General features: G+C 36.0%; 15 protein-coding genes and 4 pseudogenes. All 19 read right to left on the reverse strand.

Annotation, left to right across the window (positions count from 1 at the left end; translation table 11 throughout):
• Window positions 1–43 precede the first annotated feature (43 nt).
• Entirely contained in the window at window positions 44–1,108 is a 1,065-nt protein-coding gene (locus GSA01S_RS03550; RefSeq protein ID WP_066124954.1) for a substrate-binding domain-containing protein, read from the reverse strand.
• A complete protein-coding gene (locus tag GSA01S_RS03555) occupies window positions 1,105–1,725 on the reverse strand; it encodes a 5-bromo-4-chloroindolyl phosphate hydrolysis family protein (protein ID WP_066124955.1) in 621 nt (206 codons plus the stop codon). The genes GSA01S_RS03550 and GSA01S_RS03555 overlap by 4 nt, the downstream gene beginning before the upstream one ends.
• A gap of 20 nt (window positions 1,726–1,745) precedes the next feature.
• Window positions 1,746–3,356 (reverse strand): substrate-binding and VWA domain-containing protein, encoded by a 1,611-nt coding sequence (locus GSA01S_RS03560; protein ID WP_066124958.1) that lies wholly within the window; start codon window positions 3,354–3,356, stop codon window positions 1,746–1,748.
• Window positions 3,357–3,386: 30 nt separating this feature from the next.
• Window positions 3,387–4,544, reverse strand: a complete 1,158-nt coding sequence (locus GSA01S_RS03565) for a toxic anion resistance protein (protein WP_066124959.1) — start codon at window positions 4,542–4,544, stop codon at window positions 3,387–3,389.
• 699 nt (window positions 4,545–5,243) lie between these two features.
• A complete protein-coding gene (locus GSA01S_RS03570) occupies window positions 5,244–6,476 on the reverse strand; it encodes a LysM peptidoglycan-binding domain-containing protein (RefSeq protein ID WP_066124961.1) in 1,233 nt (410 codons plus the stop codon).
• A gap of 366 nt (window positions 6,477–6,842) precedes the next feature.
• Window positions 6,843–7,823 carry an LCP family glycopolymer transferase gene (locus tag GSA01S_RS03575; RefSeq protein WP_066124963.1) on the reverse strand — a complete coding sequence of 327 codons (981 nt, stop codon included), beginning with the start codon at window positions 7,821–7,823 and terminating at the stop codon, window positions 6,843–6,845.
• Window positions 7,824–8,100: 277 nt separating this feature from the next.
• Entirely contained in the window at window positions 8,101–9,216 is a 1,116-nt protein-coding gene (glf, locus tag GSA01S_RS03580) for a UDP-galactopyranose mutase (RefSeq protein ID WP_245631260.1), read from the reverse strand.
• A gap of 180 nt (window positions 9,217–9,396) precedes the next feature.
• Window positions 9,397–10,887 (reverse strand): annotated as a pseudogene (locus GSA01S_RS03585) (LysM peptidoglycan-binding domain-containing protein); the annotation flags it as partial.
• Window positions 10,888–10,979: 92 nt separating this feature from the next.
• A pseudogene (locus tag GSA01S_RS11300) lies at window positions 10,980–11,112 on the reverse strand (LysM peptidoglycan-binding domain-containing protein); the annotation flags it as partial.
• 125 nt (window positions 11,113–11,237) lie between these two features.
• A pseudogene (locus tag GSA01S_RS11250) lies at window positions 11,238–11,367 on the reverse strand (LysM peptidoglycan-binding domain-containing protein); the annotation flags it as partial.
• Between the two features lie 702 nt (window positions 11,368–12,069).
• Complete coding sequence (locus tag GSA01S_RS03595) at window positions 12,070–12,915, reverse strand: patatin-like phospholipase family protein (protein WP_066124968.1); 846 nt, start codon at window positions 12,913–12,915, stop codon at window positions 12,070–12,072.
• Between the two features lie 183 nt (window positions 12,916–13,098).
• Window positions 13,099–13,881 carry a glutathione-dependent disulfide-bond oxidoreductase gene (gene yghU / locus GSA01S_RS03600; protein ID WP_066124970.1) on the reverse strand — a complete coding sequence of 261 codons (783 nt, stop codon included), beginning with the start codon at window positions 13,879–13,881 and terminating at the stop codon, window positions 13,099–13,101.
• Window positions 13,882–13,968: 87 nt separating this feature from the next.
• Window positions 13,969–14,475, reverse strand: coding sequence for a phosphatase PAP2 family protein (locus tag GSA01S_RS03605; RefSeq protein ID WP_066124972.1), 507 nt, complete (start codon window positions 14,473–14,475; stop codon window positions 13,969–13,971).
• A gap of 346 nt (window positions 14,476–14,821) precedes the next feature.
• Window positions 14,822–15,598 (reverse strand): hypothetical protein, encoded by a 777-nt coding sequence (locus GSA01S_RS03610; RefSeq protein ID WP_066124975.1) that lies wholly within the window; start codon window positions 15,596–15,598, stop codon window positions 14,822–14,824.
• Between the two features lie 402 nt (window positions 15,599–16,000).
• Window positions 16,001–16,960: an aldo/keto reductase gene (locus tag GSA01S_RS03615; protein ID WP_066124977.1), complete on the reverse strand. Its 960-nt coding sequence runs from the start codon at window positions 16,958–16,960 to the stop codon at window positions 16,001–16,003.
• Between the two features lie 87 nt (window positions 16,961–17,047).
• On the reverse strand, window positions 17,048–17,845 hold the full coding sequence (locus tag GSA01S_RS03620) for a hypothetical protein (protein ID WP_066124978.1): 798 nt from the start codon (window positions 17,843–17,845) through the stop codon (window positions 17,048–17,050).
• The gene (locus GSA01S_RS03625) at window positions 17,838–18,656 is read right to left on the reverse strand and encodes an ABC transporter ATP-binding protein (protein WP_066124980.1); all 819 of its coding nucleotides are present in this window, start codon (window positions 18,654–18,656) and stop codon (window positions 17,838–17,840) included. Before GSA01S_RS03625 ends, GSA01S_RS03620 begins: the two co-directional genes overlap by 8 nt.
• 450 nt (window positions 18,657–19,106) lie before the next feature.
• Window positions 19,107–19,516: pseudogene (locus GSA01S_RS11255) on the reverse strand (HD domain-containing protein).
• Window positions 19,517–19,697: 181 nt separating this feature from the next.
• Window positions 19,698–20,444 carry a DUF6198 family protein gene (locus GSA01S_RS03635; protein ID WP_245631262.1) on the reverse strand — a complete coding sequence of 249 codons (747 nt, stop codon included), beginning with the start codon at window positions 20,442–20,444 and terminating at the stop codon, window positions 19,698–19,700.
• Window positions 20,445–20,936: the final 492 nt, after the last annotated feature.

Below are 20,936 nucleotides of genomic sequence, written 5' to 3' on the forward strand. Positions count from 1 at the left end.
TCAAGTTTATGTCCAGCCTCAGCGCGGTGATTGTGTAAACTAATTATTTTACAGCTTCCATTAATTCTAACATAATATCTGCTTGTGGTAAGGCCATAACCGATTTAATATCTTTACGCACCCCTGGTAAATCTTGATAGGCATCCGTTTCTGTTCCAGAGACAATTGTTCTAAAACCATGTTGTGACCAAGCTATTTCTTGGACTTCTTCATCTAACATGACCTTTCGCATCACTTCCGCCCCTTCATCAATCCCAATTAAGACATGAGAAGACCAAACTGTCGGTGAGGGGTATAACATCACGATGTCATCTTTCACTTGATTGTATACATTAGGCTCAATTTTTGAGAATTCTAACCATTGACTCTCGTAACCTGCAATAATTGGATAGGCACCGACTCCTTGTTTTAAAAACTGATTAAATAAATCGGATGATGAGGTTTGACTATAACCTATTTTATTATAAATAGTTTTTAAGACTGGTTTTAATTCAGCAACTTGTTCCTTCGTAATCGCTTTGTTATCATTTAGCGCATTGGCTAATAATCCTAAAAACATATTCCCTGAGTTCGACGCATTTGGATTGGTAGTATCCACCAAGATATCCCCATATAATTCGGTTAGTCCGATATCGGCCCAACTTTTACCTTCTTTCATAGCGTTAGCTAATTTGGCCATATCGACCATGTAAATACCGTTTTCTTCTGTGACATAACCTGCCTTAATTAAAACATCTACGACGATATGGCGCGAGTATAACACAATCGGTGTATTAAACATGATGTCTGAAAATTGATTTTCTTCGCCTAAATATTCTTGTAAATCAGCCGCGAATTGACTTGAAGGGAATAGATATTGGAAATTATCGCTCGCACCTGGTTGAACCATATCAACCGAACCTGCTTTACGATAATCATAAGTCAAGCCATATTCTTTCTTGGCAATTTCTTTTACTCTTGCATTTTCTAAAAGGTTAATTTTTTCTCCTCCGACTAAACCGGTAATCGAAACTTGGTCAGGTTGTCCAGAACGTAAAAACGAAAATCCAATTACTGCTGCTATTACAATAAGTAATAGACCTAATCCAAAGAATTTTCCATTTTTCATGACTGTTCCTCCTGTTTAAAATCTTCACCCATCTGAGCGGTTTTCTCTAATAAGTCGGTTTGTAATTCTAAATTGAGATATTTTTGTTGGTGATAGGAATCACGTTGTTTGTTGAAAATTTGATTCAAATATCCTAGCGCTTCCGTAGTTTGTGCTTTTACCTGCTGTAATTTATTTGCAGAAATACCCACTCTTTCTAACTCATAGTAGTTCTCAATAATTTCCTCCGACTTCGTTGTATAATATTCAATAAAATGACGACTAGCCGATAAGGCTTGAAGATGGTCATCTAAATATTCATAGATAGAAAAACCAATCCCTGTCAATGAATTGGCAAGCTCAGCCACTTCTGGGTCTTCTATTTGTTTTGCGTTCTGTTCCATACGTTTAACATTTTTGCCCAGTACTTGGTATAAATCAGCCAATTCTTTATTAAGCTGATCATCGAGCACTTCTACATTACCAATTTTAATTTTTGGGGTAATCAAAAAGTAAATCGCAAAAAATAAAATTAAAGTTAATACTAACACTAAGTATAATGGCCATTCAAGAAGATACCAGAAGATTAGAAAAAAGATTAAACTGCCTAAAAATGATAATAGATTTTGTTTCACCATTTTGACATCCTCCTTCTATCTTAATTATACCCTCTTACTGATTGAAAAGCACTCACGAGATCACTACGTCCATCGAATACACGACCATTGCTTAAATTAGCCAGTTCTTGCAAGTAATTATCATCAGCATCTCCAAATTGAATCGAAAAGATTGGAATATCGAGGTTTAATGCTTGATATTGGCTAGCTACTTCGTCTTTTAAATGTTCATCGTTTGCACGTCCATCAGATAAAATGACAATCATTGGGGTATGATGGGCTAAATCATCGGTATTATTTTTAATATGTTCAAGTGCTGAAAGAACCGCTGCATTCATTGAAGTCCCACCACCCGCTGAATAAGTGGTGATTTGCTGATACAATTCTTCTAATTCTGTACTGGCTCCATTAGCGCTAATTGGCTTCCCGACATTACTTTCAAATTTAATAACATGGGTAATGTCACGACTGGTCCCTTGTAATAAGTTCTTGCTCGCTTTATCTGACTGCATGACATAACTTAAAGCCTCTTCTAATTGTTCTTCTCCCTCTCCTGCCATCGATCCTGAGTAGTCAAGTAAATAATAGGTCAAAGCCGGTTTTTTAAAGGCTGTTTGATAAGCAATTAAGGCTTCTTCTAATACTTTTGCTTCAGGTAAACGGACCGTGTTTAATATCTTACTCGTATCTATCCCCCAGTCCGGATTAAAGACCTGGTTATTATTTTGGGTGACAGTATTATATGCAGTACGACGGCCGGTTTCTTGAATTTTCTCTTGTGCCTCATCACTTAATAAATACTCTTGAAAAGCTAAAAAAGCTTTTTCTTTTTTCTCATTTTGATGATCAACATAAGCTAATGGTGCGTCACTCATTGCCACACCGTCCGTTGGGTACACCACATATAAAGGTTCTTTGCCTTGTTCTACTAATTGTTTATTCGTTTGAATAATTAAGGTTTCATAATTAACCATCGCATCATAGTTTCCGTTTAAAAACAGCGTTACGAGCCAATTCGATGAACCGGATGAACGGCTGACGCCACTTAATAATTTAGTAATTTTATCAATGAGTTGTTGATTAGCTAAATCTTCAGAGGTTAAATTTTCATTGCCTGACAAGGCGGTTAAAAATGATAAATATGCTGTTGCACCACTGTTAGATTGAGTCGCAGAAGTCATCGCAAAGGTTAATTTGTTCTGTTCAATCGCTGCTAATATTTCAGCAATTGAGACATCACCATCAGTAAAACCTAATTTTTCTGCGAGGGATTGACGAATTCCAAAGACCACGGGTGACATCGAAATTGACTCTGTATATTTTAAAAGGTTATGAGTGTCTCCCATATTGAGCCACATCGAACTTGCAGTCCAAGCCGCATCATAATCAACTTCACCTGATTGTAATAGTTGCATGGTCGTTAAGGAGCCTTGGTAAGCAATATTAATCGTTTGTCTGTTTTTCTTAGCGTATTCCTCAATAATCGGTTCCAACACTTCAATTTCAGAACCCGCTACAATATTTAATGTTTCCCCACCATGCTGCGCTGAAAAGTCAAAATCAGCATTCCCACTGGTTTTATTATCATCGTCACAGGCTACGACCAGAACACATAAAATAGCCAGTGCTAAGAATTTTAATAAACGTTTCATGGTTTTCCCTGCTTTCCTTAATTTTTATGCTTATGGCGTGACATCTCGACTTTCACCACGGGTATCTTGATAAATTGTTTCAGCAATGGCTGTTTTCAATTCATTCTCTACCGTAATTAATTCTTTTTCCGCTTCGATACGAGCTGTTTTGGCATTTTCATGAATCGCCATCGTTTCACGAATCGTTTCAATTAATTGTTGATTAACATGTTTAACCGTATCAATATCGACAATCGAACGCTCTGTCTCCTCGGCAATTTCCACCGAATTCTGACGTAGTTTGTCCGCATTTTTTCTTAATAGTTCATTGGCTGTATCCGATACTTGACGTTCTAATTCTAGGACACGCTTTTGTTTTTCCATTCCTAAGGCAATGACAACTTGCGACTTCCATAAAGGAATAACATTATTAATGGCATCGGTCACCTTATCGACTAATAATTTGTCATTATTTTGGATTAATTTAATTTGTGGTGCGGTTTGGATGGCTAATGTTTTTGAGGTTTTTAAGTCAAAGATACGTTTTTCAAAACGATCAATCGACTCTTTAAAGTCATTCACAACTTGTAAAGCCATTGAATCTTCTTTAGCTTCTGCCTCTTTCAATAATGCTGGTAATTGATTATCACACATATCTTTAACAACTTCTTCACCGGCTACAATATACAATTGTAACTCTTCAAAGTATTTTAAATTTTCATCATACAATTTGTCATACATTGAAATGTCTTTTAACATCTCCATACGTGATGTTTCTAATTTGGCTTCAATTTTATCAATTTGTTTTTCCACAATATCATAACGTGCTAAGTATTTTTCGATGGACTTTTTGGCTTTATTAATAAAAGGGATCTTAGCTAAAAGACCTTTATTATCAAAATCTGCATCAAAATTTTCAACGTTCACCACTAAATCGGTCATTAAATTACCGACCTCGCCTAAATCATGCGCTCGTACTTGACTTAAAATGGTTTCGCTAAATCCTGCTAAACTTTTTTGTGCATTCGCGCCAAACATTGAGCTTAGTTGTGAGTCTCTTAAATTTATTTTTTCCTTAATGGAGTCAACTTTCTTTCGACTCGCTTCATCAAGAATTTCAAATTTTTCATCTAAGTTTTCAGCAATTTCAGTATTGGCTTTATCTACTTGTGCTTGACTCATTAATTCGTCTAATGATATTTTAGTCATGGCAATCTCCCTTTCTATAGTTATCATCATTATTTCTATTTTTATTGTATAATGTTCCACGATAAAAGTCTTTTTTAATTGTATGCCTTTACATAATCTTTACAAGTATTTCACAATTCATAAGTAAATCAAATCGCTCTTCCAGGTGATAATATCAACTTTTTAAGTTATTTAATTGTTTTTTCTTTAACAGCAATAAAAAGATACTCATAATGTCGATGTTGTATTAAAAGTTGTATTAAAAAGTGATAGAAAATTGCCAAAATTTAGATTGCATAGCCGATAATTTGTGTTAAGAGTTATAGGAAGGATTATTTTTAGATAGACATTAGACGGCAGGGGAAAATTAAAAAAACTGGGGGAGCTTTAGCTTTTGAAATGCTAATAGGTTTTGAAATTTTATAGGAATATTCGGTTGGTGCTATTATTTTCTAACGGCGCATGAAGTTTAAGTCCAAATGACAGCACTAGCGAATCGTTTAACAATACACTTTATTTTGCGTTAATATTTCTGCATAATAAAAAAGGGACTAAGGAAAAACGATAGACGTTTTCCTCAATCTCTCTTAAAATCTTCAACCGGTCGTCGAACCATTTCAATTTTAGTTCTAGCGGAAATTTTTTTAGATTATATGTAGAAAAGATGATGTGGCCATTTAAACTCAAGGGTATCAAGCTGAACCATCATCTTGATTATTTTTAAGGGTAGAATGAAACGTGTACATGGTCCATATGGTTAGCGGTGATACTACCACGGTCTTCCATCATCTGCCAAGACATATTCCAATCTCCATAAATTTGTTGTTTCCAAATGACATATGAAATCTTGCTCGATCCAATTTGGTTAATCGCATATTGAGCTATCTCATCTCCTAATGCTGAACCAACTGGCACCATAAAGTCAACTGCTAATCCTTGACCGTGATCGCCAGCATCACCTGGACGGTATGTACTAAATGAGGTAATGCCATAAGCATTCGCAACTTCATTTTTGAATTGTGCTACATGGGCTTGTAAGCCGTCATTGGTTGGGTCATAGATTGGCGCCTCAGTTTCTTCAGGTACCCATTCTACCGTCGTTTCTTCTATGATTGGCGCTTCAGTTTCCTCTGGCACCCATTCTATCGTCGTTTCTTCTACCATTTCGGCAGTAGTTTCTTCCACAATTGGTGCTTCGGTTTCTTCTACCACTTCGGCTGTTGTTTCTTCCACAACAGGGGCTTCGGTTTCTTCTACCACTTCGGCTGCTGTTTCTTCCACAATTGGTGCTTCGGTTTCTTCTACCATTTCGGCAGTTGTTTCAGCTTCGGTTGTTTCAGTTACCCACTCTTCAATCGTTGTTGCTTCTGTAGTAGTTTCAACGGGGGCTGCTGAAGGTTCTACTGCCGTCGTTTCTGTAACTGGAGCTTCAGTTGTTTCAACTTCTGTAGATTCTGCTTCAGTTGTTTCAGGAAGCCATTCTTCAACTGGCTCCGTCACATAAACTGGCGCAGATGCCGATTCGCTAACATCTTCAGTCGCTGGTAATTCATATGTTTCGTCATTAACGACTAATTCATTTTCAGCTAAATTAATTTCTGCCTCGGTTTCAGAATCAGCTGTCTCAATTAAGACAGTTTCAGCCTTTTGATTGTCATCATAAGTCGTTGTTAATACCGTGCTAGGATAAATTAAGTCTAAATCCGCAATCGCGTTGATGCTTCCTAACACCTCTACATCAATCTCTAATGCTTCAGCAATGACTCCTAGAGTATCGCCATATTCGATAGTATAGACTGTTTGATTATCTTCGTTAATTTTTAATGCTGCTTTAACTTGTTCAATTGTACGTGGTTGCCATTCTTCGGCCAACACATTATTAGCCGTTGTTGAAATTGGCGTTGTCATTAAAGCAAAAGCTGTCGCAAGTAAAATTCGCTTTTGTAATTTCATTTATTCTCACCTTTTTCTTATCTCGCTAGATTGTATTCTAACATAACGCCAAAAAGAAAAAAGACCTTTCGAGCTTATTTAAATAAACTGTTCTCACATTGACACTTAATTGTAATAGTATGTCAATTAAGTAAACTTAAATAAAAATAAATATCATGTTTTCCTTGTTGCGATGTAAAATCATAAACGAGCGTATTGAGTCCGCCAAGTTCAAAATGATTGGCTAAATAAAATTCAAACGCTGCAAGATTATTATTAAGCACCTATCAGTAAAATTGGTTGCCTGACACTATATTGTAATTGCACTCATAAAAAACCGACTTTTGCTGAAATCATTCAAAGCAAAAATCGGTTGACGATCCGTTATTAATTTAATTCTAAATTGGATTTTAACGCTTCTTGAACGGTTGCTAATGACCCTTCGTCAATCATTTCATAATAGACGCCATCAATCATATCGCCTGTTCCTTGTAATGTCACTTCTTCGATGTTCTTCGCAATCTTGTTCGCATTTAAAGCCAATGTTTGGATATCCTTAAATTGGATATTCGTTTCAACATAGTCTTCCATGACAGCCATTAATTCTGGTAAGCTGGCGAAAGAATTGATATTAACCACCTTATCCGCTACGGCTTCGATTACTTGACGCGAACGTTGTTGACGACCATAGTCTCCTTCTTCAGTATAACGATTACGAACATATTGTAAAACTGTCGCACCATCCATATATTGGGAAACACCCTGTTCAAAATAAGTCCCTTCTTGATTAAAGGTTTCAGTCGGAACAATAGTAATACCGCCTAAGGCGTTGACGATTTGGACAAAGCTTCCCATATCAACTTTTACATAATAGTCAATTGGAATATCTAAAAAGTTTTGTACAGAGTTAATTGACATTGGGATACCACCAAAAGCATAAGCATGGTTAATTTTATCTTGAGTGCCATACCCCACGATTTCAGTATAGGTATCACGAGGAATGCTGGTCATAACGGTTTTGTTGGTATTAGGATTAATGGTTGCGACCATCATAATATCTGAACGCCCTACTTCGGTACGACCAAAATCTCCCGTATCAATCCCTAAAAATAAAATACTAATGGGGTCTTCGCCGACTTCAACTTCTTCTGTCGTTTCACGTTTTTTAACAACATCTTTAACCACTGATTCCACAGCTTGTTTATTATATACCTTTTCAAACGATTTATTAAAACGATAATAGGAATAACCTAAAAAACCACCTACGACTAGTAAAGCCAGTAAAAATATTAAACCAATGGCTTTTAAAATTGGATTACCTTTTCTTCTTTTACGATGCATCGATCTACGTGACATCTTGTTTGACATTTTTATTTCACCTTCAAATTTTCAATTTATGTTTTATTTTAGCTATTTTTTGCTTGAATTACAAGCTTTTCTTTGATATCTATTCTATCCAATTAGACACTTTAAGTAAAAATCTAATCCCTAAGTTCTGCTTTATCGCAATGATTCCGAGGCTGGGCCTAAACTTGATAAATTTAGTCAAAATTATTGTTCTTTAATTAATAGCGCAGTGGTTAAGTGAACTCAAACCGCGTCTTAAAGACTTATTTAAGACCCAATCCCTTTTAAAATTTTAAGTTTAATCCTTAAATTCTTTTCTTACTGCATTCAACGCTTCATTAATGACCATATGCATATCATAATACTGATACATTCCTAATCGTCCACCAAAGATGACTTTTGTCTGTGCTTGCGCGAGACGACGGTATTGTTTAAAGAGTTGCGTATTCTTTTCATCATTGACAGGATAATACGGTTCATCACCTAATTGCCATTCTTTAGGATATTCTCTTGTGATGACCGTCTGGTCTTGCTTACCAAACTCAAAATGCTTATGTTCGATAATGCGTGTATAAGGAGTTTCACGGTCCGTATAATTAACAACCGCATTGCCTTGATAATTATCAGTATCTAATATTTCATGTTCAAACTGTAAAGAACGATATTCTAATACACCATACTGATAATCAAAGTATTGATCAATCATACCCGTATAGACTACTTTTGTAGCTTCCGCTTCTAACGCTTCTTTATCATTGAAAAAGTCTGTATTCAAATGCACTTCAATATTCGGATGATTTAACATTTTCTCTACAATTTGAGTATAACCACCTATCGGAATCCCCTGATAAATATCATTAAAATAATTATTGTCATAGGTATAACGAACCGGTAGACGCTTAATGATGAAAGATGGCAAGTCCTTGGCATCACGTCCCCATTGCTTTTCCGTATAACCTTTAATTAATTTTTGATAGATATCCTTGCCTACTAAAGAAATCGCTTGAGTTTCCAGATTAGCTGGCTGTCTGCCGTGTTCTTGTTGGAATTCTTGAATTTGACGATCAATTTCTGCTTTTGCTTGGCTAGGAGTTATCACACCCCATAATTTATTGAAAGTATTCATATTAAAAGGTAGATTATAAATCTCACCTTTATAATTGGCTATCGGTGAGTTCACATAATGATTAAATTCAGCAAATTGATTAACATAATCCCATACTTCTTTGTTGTTAGTGTGGAAAATGTGGGCTCCATACTTATGCACTTGGATTCCAGCTATTTCTTCGGTATAGATATTACCTGCAATATGATTTCTTTTTTCAATTACCTTTACTTTTTGGCCACGTTTAGCAGCTTCATAAGCAAAGACCGAGCCGAACAAACCCGATCCAACGACTAAATAATCAAACAAATTAAGGTACCTCCTTAGTTCTTTAAGGTTATTTTTATCCCTATCTATACTATCATAATTCCTCACAACATAAAAAGGCCTTAAGTCAGATATACTAGTTTGGGGCATAAAAAAGTGGGTATCGTATGAAAGCTTTTGGCATATTTCCTCTACGATTACCCACTGAATAATTTTTATTTTTTATTTCTGACGATAATTTTCATTTAAACGATACCAATATAATGGTCGAGAAGATGACCCTGTTCTGCCTTCAGTTTGACTACGTACAATACCGTCATAGAAATACTTATTATTATAAGTTGAGTGATAAATCTCTTTGTTATTAATTGCGACACCGGTATGTCCTGCAGCACCGGAAGAATTATATTTATAACCTGAAATAAAGATATCTCCTGCACGTACTTGGCTTTCCGGTATTGGTAATAATAACCCACCTTCCATTGCAAACATTGAATCCGTATTACCAATCCAAGTGTTACGATTTAGATAACCTGCATTAATTAAAGCGTAATACACTGCAGATGAACAGTCATAACTGTTTGGTCCATTACGGTCAGTCATTGAATAGAAAGTTTTATTTTCTCTTTCTTTAAACCAATCTAATACTTTTTGAACGCCTTCTGATGTAACTTTCTCAGACGCTTCATTAATCACTAGGTAATTTTTCGTTGCACGACCTAATTTAGCTGGATTACCGGCTTCTGGATCAGAAACAGCAATTTCTTGGTCTGCCAATAAATAATTACTAGTTAATAATGGATTCCATTGTTTTAATTGCGCTACTGTCACACCATAACGACTTGCAACCGTTGTTAGAGGCATTCTGTAACCTGTTTGATTCCAATAAGTCTTAATTAATGTTCCATCATAATCAGCATCAACTTCAACCACACGGTCTCCCGCTTTCTTTTGCGCTTCAGCAGCTAAACGTAATTTCTCATTTTCAGCGGCAATTTTTGCTTCTAACTCTGCTCTGGTTAAAGTAATACTGCTAGATGCTTTGCTTGGATCAGATACCTTAAGATTTTGTCCTGTACGAATCACCGTACTTGAAAGTTTGTTCCAAGTCATAATTTGATTAACTGTAACGTTGTTTGCTTTAGCAATCTCATATAAAGTATCGCCGTATGAGACAGTATGTTTTTTCTCTTCGAAAGCTGGAATAGTCACTAATTCATCTTTCTTATCGTTTTCAACTGGTTTCGTTGGTTCAGTTGGTTTTTCCTCTGGTTTAGTTTCCGGCTTCGTTGGTTCAGTTGGTTTTTCCTCCGGTTTGGTCGTAGTCACTTTATTCACGATAATCTTTTGATTTGGGTGAATTAAACTACCTGAAATGTTATTCCACTGACGTAATTGAGCAACACTCACGCCATATTGTTGAGCAATTCTATTTAAAGTATCGCCTCGTTTAATAGTATAATGTGTTGTCTTCGTTTCTGGTTTTGTTTCTACTGGCTTTTCTTCAACTGGCTTCGTTGGTGTAGTCGGTTTCTCTTCCGGTTTAGTTGTTTCTACCGGTTGCGTTGTAGTCACTTTATTGACAATAATCTTTTGATTTGGATAGATTAAGTGACCTGAAATATTATTCCATTGACGTAATTGAGCAACGCTCACACCATGTTGAGCCGCAATTCTATTTAAAGTATCGCCACGTTTAATGGTGTAATTCGTTGTCTTTGTTACTGGTTTGGTTTCAACCGGTTTCGTTGGTGTTGTCGGCTTCTCTTCCGGTTTGGTCGGTTCTACCGGTTGCGTCGTAGTCACTTTATTGACAATAATCTTTTGATTTGGATAGATTAAGTGACCTGAAATATTATTCCATTGACGTAATTGTGCAACGCTCACACCATGTTGAGCAGCGATTCTATTTAAGGTATCGCCTCGTTTAATCGTTTAATTCGTTGTCTTCGTTACGGGTTTTGTTTCAACCGGTTTGGTCGTTTCCGCAGGTTTTTCTTCAACTGGTTTCGTTGGTGTAGTTGGCTTATCTACTGGTTGTGTCGTTTGTGTTGTAGGATTAGAAACGACTAATTTTTGATTGACTCTAATTAAATTACTCGTTAATTTATTCCAGTCCATCAAGTTCGCTACACTTACCTTGTATTGATTCGCTATCTTCCATAATGTATCGCCTGAAACTGTTTGATATGTTTTTACTGTAGGCGAAACGGGCGATACAGTCGGTGTGTTAAATTTACGAACAACACTTTCTTCTGTTTTTTCTACTTGAACATCTTCTGCTTTAACCGATTCAGTCGTTGTTTCTTCTGTGACAACTTCTTCTGTTTCAGCAGGTAATGTGTCATCGCCGGTCACTCCTACTGAAACTTCTGTCGACTCAACTTGCTCAGAATTAGTTTCAGTCGTTTCTGAATCTACCGTTGGTTCTGTATCATTCGCCGGTTCTGATTCTTGAACGGCTTCGCTCTCTTCAACTGTCGACACCGCTTCAACAGTTGTATCATGATTGTCTTCAACGACTTCAGCCTCATTGACTACAGTATCTCCAACTGCTTCAACGACAGTCTCTTCACTTACTGCCTCAACAACGACTTCATCATGATTAACTGCTTCTTCAGCTTGTACATGAGTACTCAAGGTCATCGTTGCTAAAACAGATGCTGAAACCACTATCCATTTCCCTTTACTTTTCTTTAAAATTTTATTTCCCATTTTATTATTCGTCCCCCAAAAATAAATACTAGCAACAAAACTATATATACCATCATTTTAGCATATTCAAACTGATTAAGGCCGTTTACAATATTACAGTTTCGTAACAAAAGGCAGTGAAATGTATAAAAAACAAAGGACTTAGCAACTTTCTCGTCTAAGTCCTTTGGGGTTATTAAATTAATTTTTTAATAAATATCGTTTTAACGATTCGTATTTTGTTGTTGCATCGTTGACTCCTAATTGATACATCGCTGTTAATGCTTGAGCATTTTTCTCTAACCGACCAATCCGCATCTTTTTAGAAGGCTGAATCACAAAAGCCTTGCCTTCCTCCTCTAATTTATTTACTAAATCTAAACTCTGATTATACTTCATTGAGCGCTGTTTCCAAGTGTCCACAAAATTTGGATACCGTCGATAAATCATTTCATATAATCGTGATGAAGTTGTTTCTTTACGATAGCCCTTTGGTTGCGTTAAAACCACAATCACTTTGTCATATCCCATCGACAAAATTTTCTTAATGGGAATGGAGTCCGCAATTCCCCCATCTAAATAAGGCATACCATTAAGTTCAACGATTTGCGAGACTAATGGCATGGCGGATGAGGCACGTAACACTTCCATTTGGTTTAAAGGATGCGTTATTTTAATATACTCCGCTTTACCAGAATAGAGATTCGTCACTGTTGCATAAAAATCAATGCCGGATTGATAGAACGCTTTTTGATCAAAGGGATCCAAACGAAAGGGCACTTCGTAATAGGCAAAATCTTTATTCACAATGTTGCCAGTCTTTAATAAACTAGACAGACCCATATATTGAGGGTGATTTAAATATTTTAAATTATAACGAAGAGTGCGCCCAATCTGATGAGATGGGTAATTAACACCAAACAAGGCGCCGGCCGAAACAGCCACTATACCATCTACTTTAATCTTTTGGCGCATCATCACATCTAAGACGCCAGCCGTATAGATGCCACGCATCGCACCACCTTCTAATAATAATCCGACTTTCAATAAATTCTCCCCTCAACCTTTTGCTTTTACTTTATTATCTTTATGCATACAATATTGTTACCATCTTAATTCATCATTTACTGACACTTAATTAATGTGAAACCGGCATTTAAGAGGCACAATATGTTTACCGGCATTAATTTACACTTTTCTTTGAATCACAGTTCCAATATTACAATCCACTTAAATTTCCTTATACTCTACTGATAGTGCTTTTTGTACAGCAGGTCTAGCTGCTATTCTATCAGTCCACTCTTTAATATTTTGATAGCCTTCCATATCTAAAAATTCATACGCTCCCTCATATAATTTATCTTGAGCTAAGCGTCCATACCACGACCAAATAATCATATCAGCAATGGTATAATTGTCACCGACCATATAAGCTTGTTGTGCTAAGTGTTGATCTAAGACATCCAATTGACGTTTGGTTTCCATCGTATAACGATTGATTGGATATTCTTGTGCTGTTGGTGCATAGTTATAAAAATGTCCAAAACCGCCACCTACAAAGGGTGCTGCTCCTGTTTGCCAAAATACCCAGTTCAAACATTCGGTTTTTGCCGCACGATTTTCAGGTAAGAAGTGCCCAAATTTCTCAGCTAAGTATAATAAAATCGAACCAGATTCAAACACACGAAGCGGTGTTGGTTCAGAATAATCTACCATGGCAGGAATTTTAGAATTAGGATTAATCTTGACAAAATCACTGCCAAATTGATTGCCTTTTCCAATATCAATTTTGAACAAATCATAATTCGCTTCCTCAATACCTAAGGCTTTTAATTCCTCTAGCATAATCGCCACTTTAATTCCATTGGGTGTCCCTAATGAGTAGACCTGTAAGGGAGCATCACCTTTAGGAAGTGTTTGTTCAAAACGAGCGCCAGCTGTTGGACGATTACCTGAACGATTGTCATTTTCATCTTCCCATTGCCATACTTTCGGTTTAATATAGTCCGTCATTTTGTTACCTCCATTATTAATTGTTATCTACAGTATAAGTCTTTTAACTTTTCACAACAAATAGAATGCTTTAAGCGCTATGGATTGTTAACCCAAAATAAACATCAAACTACCAAATAATACGCCAATTAAGATGCCGACAATGACATCTTTAGGATAATGAACCCCAACTGCCACCCGACAAAAGGCTAATAAAAGGGTTAAAATCAAACAAACCAAACCCAATGATAGTTGCCATTTTAAAATACACATACTGATCATCGTGGATGAAAATACATGACGACTGGGGAATGACTCTCCAGTCTTGTCTCGCTTAAGTAAAGGTTGAATGGGCCACTCCTCATACGGTCTAGGGGCATTGATTACTTTTCTAAATAGGGACAACAAGACAAAACTAATGCCCGGCACAATCACCATCAGGCCCCACTCACTGATTGGTCTTTTGGTTAAATAAAAATACAATAATAAAGCTGGATAAAGAATATACATAAAGGTCGTAATGGATTGATTTAAAAATAAAACCACTTGTTTTAATAGTGGATGAGTATTAAAAAAGCTGGCTATTCGCTGATAAAATGTCAAATAATTATTCATGATGCGCTCCTTATTAAGGTTATTTGCTTCTATTATAACTAATTCTAAACAAGATACGAATAATTTCTAATTTGTAATTAACAAAAATCAATCATCGTCTCCTTATTTAAAACAAATATTAACGAGTTGTAAATCAATAGAGACTACGATTGACTATGATAATCCCAACCTTTTTTATACTTACAATAAAAAAGAATGGACAAGAAGTAGAAAATTGAATGATTTCCACTTTGTTTGCCCACCTTCTCTAAGACGTCACTCAACTCATGCACTGACAATAAACGATCAATCAATTGATTGCAGTTATCAACTCTCGGTTGAGCCTTCACAATTTTACAGTTTATAATTATTTGGCTATTCTACGAAATGCGCCAATTCTTGGCATTTTAATATCATAATTGAGCCCCATTATCAGATTGGTCGCCCAGATTCCAAAAAAGAATACTAAGATCGGTCCCACACAAGTCGTAATAATTAAAACAGCGGTAGAGTCAATCATATTGCTAAGACTTCGTTCAAATTTAGCCATTAAATCGGTCGCTGCGGTAGTCATTTGTTCAAATAGATTTTTATCTTGAGTGGCTTCTTTATTTACCGACTCGGCTTGTTCAAATGTTTGTTCAATTGATGATTGATAATTTTCTTCTATTTTATTTGAAATCCCCACACTAGCTGGGATAATAGTAAAAATCATAATCCCCATTAAGAAAACTCGCATACCCAAGCGTTTCAAACGGTCGCTTTTTATCGCTAAATTGAGTAGCAATGCGCCACAAGCTAAGGGGATTAACCATTGCAACGCCACTAAAGGTGTCACCGATAAAAAATATTTTTGCAGCCAAATACCCGCAAAAACAATTAATAAATAATCGGCAATATCGGCAATGTTTTGTGCGACCGGTCCACCAACATCCCCAGGGATTAATGTAATCGCAGTAGAGGTCGTGCCGGCTAAAGCAGTCAAAGCTACTACTGTTTCTTTCTTTTCATCTAAGGTCTCAATCGTCTGTGTATTAATATTCGTTACCCATTCGGTATCTGCTGAAAAATAACTGGTAGTACCAATGGCGATGAATAAAATAGCTAATAACAAATTTTTAACATTAAAAATTGATTGATTCATTTTCTCACCTCTTAAATTAGATAATAAGGGGTGGGCAAGAAGTAGAAAATCGGTTGATTTTCGCTTCGTCTGTCCACCCCAAACCGTTGGGAGTGAATTGATATAGAAGATCAGTTGATTTCTGCTTCATCTGTCCACTCTCCGAACAATCAAGTTGGTCTCAAACTAGATATTAAGACGGAGTTTGAGAACACTCAACTTACGCACTATAAAATAATAAGATGGCAACAGACTCAATTTATCAAGTTTTGCCCACTCTCACTAAGCCCATTTTATCGAACAAAAAACTCAATACATCAGACTTACGACCTAATTTGCTTGTCTAATATATTGAGCTTGTTTTTTGATAGTGCAAGCTTTTGACAATTGCTAATAAAGCACTTTTCTTCCGACAGCAAGTAACTAACGTGCGCCCATAATTTTATGAGGAATATAAGGTTCTTCTAAATATAATAAATCTTCTTCGCTTAATGTTACTTTTAAAGCCCCGACCGCATCGTCAATATGGCTCGTTTTTGTGGTCCCAATAACCGGCGATAACACCCATCTAGCCCATTGCCAAGCTAAAGCAATCTGTTGCATTTTGACGCCATATTTTTCTGCAATCTCATGAACTCTTTTTACAATTTCATAATCTTGTGCTTCAGTCGCATCATATTTACGAACTGCAGTCGTATCCGTTTTACTTCTTAAAGTATCTGTATGCCAATCTAAACGCGTTAAACGTCCGGCCGCTAAGGGACTATATGGTGTTAATGATACATTAAATTGCTGACAAACCGGAATTAGCTCTCGTTCATCTTCACGATACATTAAATTATAATGATTTTGCATCGATTGAAAGGGTGCCCAACCATTATCTTGCGCGATATTTTGTAAATTATGAAATTGATAACCGTACATCGCTGACGCACCCAGTGCACGCACTTTACCGTCTACTACTAATTGATTCAAAGCTTCCATCGTTTCTTCCATGGGCGTCTCATAATCGAATCGGTGAATAATATACAAATCTAAGTAGTCGGTGCCTAATCGTTTTAACGTTCCTTCAATTTCACGATTGATGGCTGCTCGTGATAATTTACCTGGATTAAAATAAACTTTAGATGCCAGAATCACGTCATCACGTTTTAAATTACGTTTTACAATATTCCCAACATATTCTTCACTCGTACCCTGGGAGTATCGATTAGCGGTGTCAAAGAAATTAATTCCTTGTTCAAAAGCATGTAACATAATCTTTTCGCTTTCAGGCTCTTCTAACGTCCATTCATGCATCGTACCTGGCTTACCAAAACTCATACAACCTAAACAAATCTTTGAAACTTCAATATCGGTATTACCTAATTTTCCGTATTCCATATTCACCCTCCATTTTAATCGAATTCTCATAATATTATTATAAAGGATAGTAGAATGTTTCTCCATTAATATGCGTCAACCTATGGATTAGATATATAAATTCTTCTCTTTAAAAATTTTTACAGCTAGAGTAAATAATAGAAATGCGATAACCAAAGCCACTAACACTAAGATATATGCCATCGGCTCTCCAGCTAATAGTCCTTCACCGTTAAATAAACTAAACACTGTAAAATATTTTAAAAAAACAACTTTGTCGTCAATATTAGAAATCATTTTAAAAACAAACATGACGATAGGAATGGTCATACCAACTGCCAAACTTAAGCGGGCATCGGAAAAATAAGTGGAGGCTAAAAAGCTAATGCTCGCAATTAATACCCACAAGCAATAAAGTCCAAAATTTAGTTTTAATAAGGAAACTAAATCGGCTTCGGTTGGAAACATCACCCGAATTGTTAAATATTGAATCATTGTCACATAAACAAATAATCCAAACAATGAACTTAACAAGACTGCAATTTGTGTCAGAATAACTTTTGTTCGTTTATTATGTCCGGTTAACAACACTACCATTGATCCACGATCAACATAACGTGCCACCAAGCCATGAGCGCGATTCAGTATGAAAATCATCGGAAAAATCATTAAAATAAAACCGTACAAATAGGAAACTAAAAAGCCTAACAAGCTAGTGCTACCTGCTTTAAATCCGACCGCCGCCATTAAGCCTGGCATTGTTTTAAAAAATTGATCCATCATTTTCATCATGGTCGGATTATACATTCCGATAATAATGGTGACATATATGGTTAAAATTAAGCAAATTCCAATAAATAACCACCGACTAGACTTTAATTCTTTAACAAATAATGTACTATTCATCATCGTCACCTCCATAATAATGTAAGAAGATAGACTCAAGGCTAGCTGTCTTAGACACTTTCACTTGATTCCTTATTTGTTCGCCATGATAGTCCTTTGCAAAAGCTAACGCTTCCGCTTCTGATGGTAAAGTGACTTGATAAGTACGCATATGCTGCGTTCTTAGGTTTTCAATATTGTCTTTAGCGACAATATGACCGGCACGAATAATCGCAACTTGATGACAAGTCCTTTCTACTTCTTCAAATAAATGACTTGAAATTAGTAGCGTCTTGCCTTTCTTTTGTTCTTGTTGAACTAAGTCGACAAAGCGATTTTGCATTAAGGGATCTAACCCACTGGTTGGTTCATCTAAAATCAATACTTGTGGATCATGCATAAACGCCGATACTAATCCTAGTTTTTGCTTAGTCCCTTTACTCATCTTTTTGATAACTGTTTTAGTATCTAATTCAAAACGATCGATTAATTCTTTTTGTAAGGTCACATTTTTAAGGCCACGATATTTTTGAATGAATTTTAAAAATTCAGTGCCTGTCATTTCATCAAAAAAGGCCATTTCACCTGGAACATATCCTAGATAATCCTGAATCTCATCCGCTTGATACCAAGTATCTTTGCCTAAAATCTGTGTCGTACCACTGTGTGGACGAATATAGCCCAATAAATGATGGATGGTGGTCGTTTTTCCGGCGCCATTTGGTCCTAAAAATCCAAAACTTTCTCCTTCTTTTACCTGAATATCAATATCAAATATGCCACTTGTCTCACTGAATTTGTGAGTCAAATGATCGATGTCAATCACTTTCATAACAACCCCTCCAATATTGAGTATAAGATAACTCTATTATATAGTGAAAACGGATAACTTTATAGCATAAGTTTGCAAGAATATTGATTTACACAAAAAAATTTCAGCAAGCAAAATATAAAAAATCGGAGGAAATTCAATTCGTTTATACGCCCCCAAGGGTTAATTGAGAACCCACTAAAACAATTAAATAAAATCGCAAATGGCATCATGCGCTTGAATAGTTTTTCAATGAAAATTATTGTAATGGGATAGTATCCTATATAATATTCGAATGGCACTGTTCAGTGTTGCTTATTCTGAACTTACCTTCAGTTTCTCAACTGTATCCTGATGAATTAGCTCCCTTAAGTGTGTTAAGTATGACGAAAAACTTACTCGGTCATTGGCATAAAGCAAATTAAATTCCTTTTCATGTTCAGACCAAGTACTTAAATCAGACAAATTATGTTAAATCAAAGCTTCTAAACAATCAATAGCTTTATAAACCTTGGCTTCTAATGTCTCTTTCGCTTCCATTTCATTATAAAGTGCCCACATTTCCGTTTGATACGGTTCCGGAATCGTTGCAATCCATTGATGCAACAACTTTTCTTCAGATTCGCGATCTTGATCATTCTTTTCAAATGCCGAAATATCCCTGTAAAACATTCACCTAAATCATGAATAATGATCATTAACATCACTTTTTGAAAGTCTACTTCAGGAAACTCATCTCTTAAAAAGAAAGCCATTAACGACATCATCCAAGTATGTTCGGCCACGCTCTCATGTCGCCCCTTAGAGGTATAACAATGGTGCGTCGTATCTTTTAAGCGCTCAGCAACTGATAGAATTTCTAAAAACTTTCTTACATCCATCTTATCCGCTCCTTATGAATTACTTTTATTCTAACATAAAGACGCAAGAAAACAGGACACAAATTAGATTCCGTCCAAATGACATACACAGGTTACATAAACACGCCACAAAAATCTAGAGCCTTTTTCAAAAAATAAAAAAAGCGAAAAACCACCACAAAGTGATTTTTCGCTATACTTTTTATGCTTGTTTAACACGACTTACTTCTACTTTCACCGTTGGAATTTCTACTTCAAATTGACCGATGATAAAGGATGAAATAAAGGTCGTTAATAGTGAAATTAAACCATTGACCAGCGGCATATATAAGATCACCGACAATGTTAAGACCAATATGTCGGCTAAGAAATAAGCTTTTCCTAATGAAATTGGCGTACGATTCGATATAATTAAGGCATAACAGTCATCGCCCCCTGCTACACATCCGCGTGATACTACCAATCCACAACCAATCCCTAATAATAAACCACCTAAAATGGCTGCTACCACTGGTAAATGTTCTAATGAAGGTAATACCGGACCGACTGCTTCCACTAAGGAATACATTAGGACATAAATCAATGTTGAAAAGATGGCTTTTTTAAAGAAACCTTCTTTTAATAATAAGACGCCCAAACCATATAATAAAATATCAATCGGCAGATTAATAATGCCGGGACTCAAATGAGTTAATTTTGATAGGACAATTGATAACCCAATAACGCCCCCTTCGGTGATTTTGGCTGGAATATGAATGTTGACAATCGCAAAACACATAATCAAGTTACCGAGAAAAATCATCCCGATATCAGCCCATGATAATTCTAACCACTCAATCAAACGTTTTAACGTCAAATTATAACTACGTTGTGCAACGCTTATACTTTGACGATACACTTTATTGACTTTAGTAAACAACGACTTATTTTTTCTTACTGCTATTTTCATCTTTCCCTCTTTTTGTCTTATCACACAGAGGTTTGCATTTTTGGCCACAAAAAAAGACTGCCTTGGCCGGAATACAAACTCCGTGCTGTACAATCTGATGGTTGTTGATGCTTTTTTTGTTTGAAAATTCTTTCTTGTAAGAACTCTGATTCATACAATTTCTTCGAATAGATCCCACATCAGGCACCCTTCTACTTCGAAACTGCTGCTATCAGATAAGAACTACCATAACGTACAAGACTCTTTTTTAGTGAGAATTATGGTAACCACCTGAGAATAATTTCTCTTCGTGATTCCATCATAGCACAATCCAAAGTTGCTTGACAAGTTATTTACAAAACATTTACAATACTCGCTTATGGTTTTCATGAAATTGATTTAGGTTTTGAGAAAATTTTCTTTGCGCTGTCTGATTTTATGTGCTACTCTCAAGAGGCTGAGCAAAAACTTTTTAAATTCTATTCAGTCATATCTATTTAATTCAAGCGCAGT

Origin of the sequence: Globicatella sanguinis NBRC 15551 (assembly GCF_001552295.1) — a bacterium.
GTDB classification, from domain to species: domain Bacteria; phylum Bacillota; class Bacilli; order Lactobacillales; family Aerococcaceae; genus Globicatella; species Globicatella sanguinis.

Coding starts and splice junctions, on each gene's coding strand:
- GSA01S_RS03550 (WP_066124954.1), bottom strand. CDS start 1,108: ATGAAAAATGGAAAATTCTTTGGATTAGGTCTATTACTTATTGTAATA.
- GSA01S_RS03555 (WP_066124955.1), bottom strand. CDS start 1,725: ATGGTGAAACAAAATCTATTATCATTTTTAGGCAGTTTAATCTTTTTT.
- GSA01S_RS03560 (WP_066124958.1), bottom strand. CDS start 3,356: ATGAAACGTTTATTAAAATTCTTAGCACTGGCTATTTTATGTGTTCTG.
- GSA01S_RS03565 (WP_066124959.1), bottom strand. CDS start 4,544: ATGACTAAAATATCATTAGACGAATTAATGAGTCAAGCACAAGTAGAT.
- GSA01S_RS03570 (WP_066124961.1), bottom strand. CDS start 6,476: ATGAAATTACAAAAGCGAATTTTACTTGCGACAGCTTTTGCTTTAATG.
- GSA01S_RS03575 (WP_066124963.1), bottom strand. CDS start 7,823: ATGTCAAACAAGATGTCACGTAGATCGATGCATCGTAAAAGAAGAAAA.
- yghU (WP_066124970.1), bottom strand. CDS start 13,881: ATGACGGACTATATTAAACCGAAAGTATGGCAATGGGAAGATGAAAAT.
- GSA01S_RS03605 (WP_066124972.1), bottom strand. CDS start 14,475: ATGAATAATTATTTGACATTTTATCAGCGAATAGCCAGCTTTTTTAAT.
- GSA01S_RS03610 (WP_066124975.1), bottom strand. CDS start 15,598: ATGAATCAATCAATTTTTAATGTTAAAAATTTGTTATTAGCTATTTTA.
- GSA01S_RS03615 (WP_066124977.1), bottom strand. CDS start 16,960: ATGGAATACGGAAAATTAGGTAATACCGATATTGAAGTTTCAAAGATT.
- GSA01S_RS03620 (WP_066124978.1), bottom strand. CDS start 17,845: ATGAATAGTACATTATTTGTTAAAGAATTAAAGTCTAGTCGGTGGTTA.
- GSA01S_RS03625 (WP_066124980.1), bottom strand. CDS start 18,656: ATGAAAGTGATTGACATCGATCATTTGACTCACAAATTCAGTGAGACA.
- GSA01S_RS03635 (WP_245631262.1), bottom strand. CDS start 20,444: ATGAAAATAGCAGTAAGAAAAAATAAGTCGTTGTTTACTAAAGTCAAT.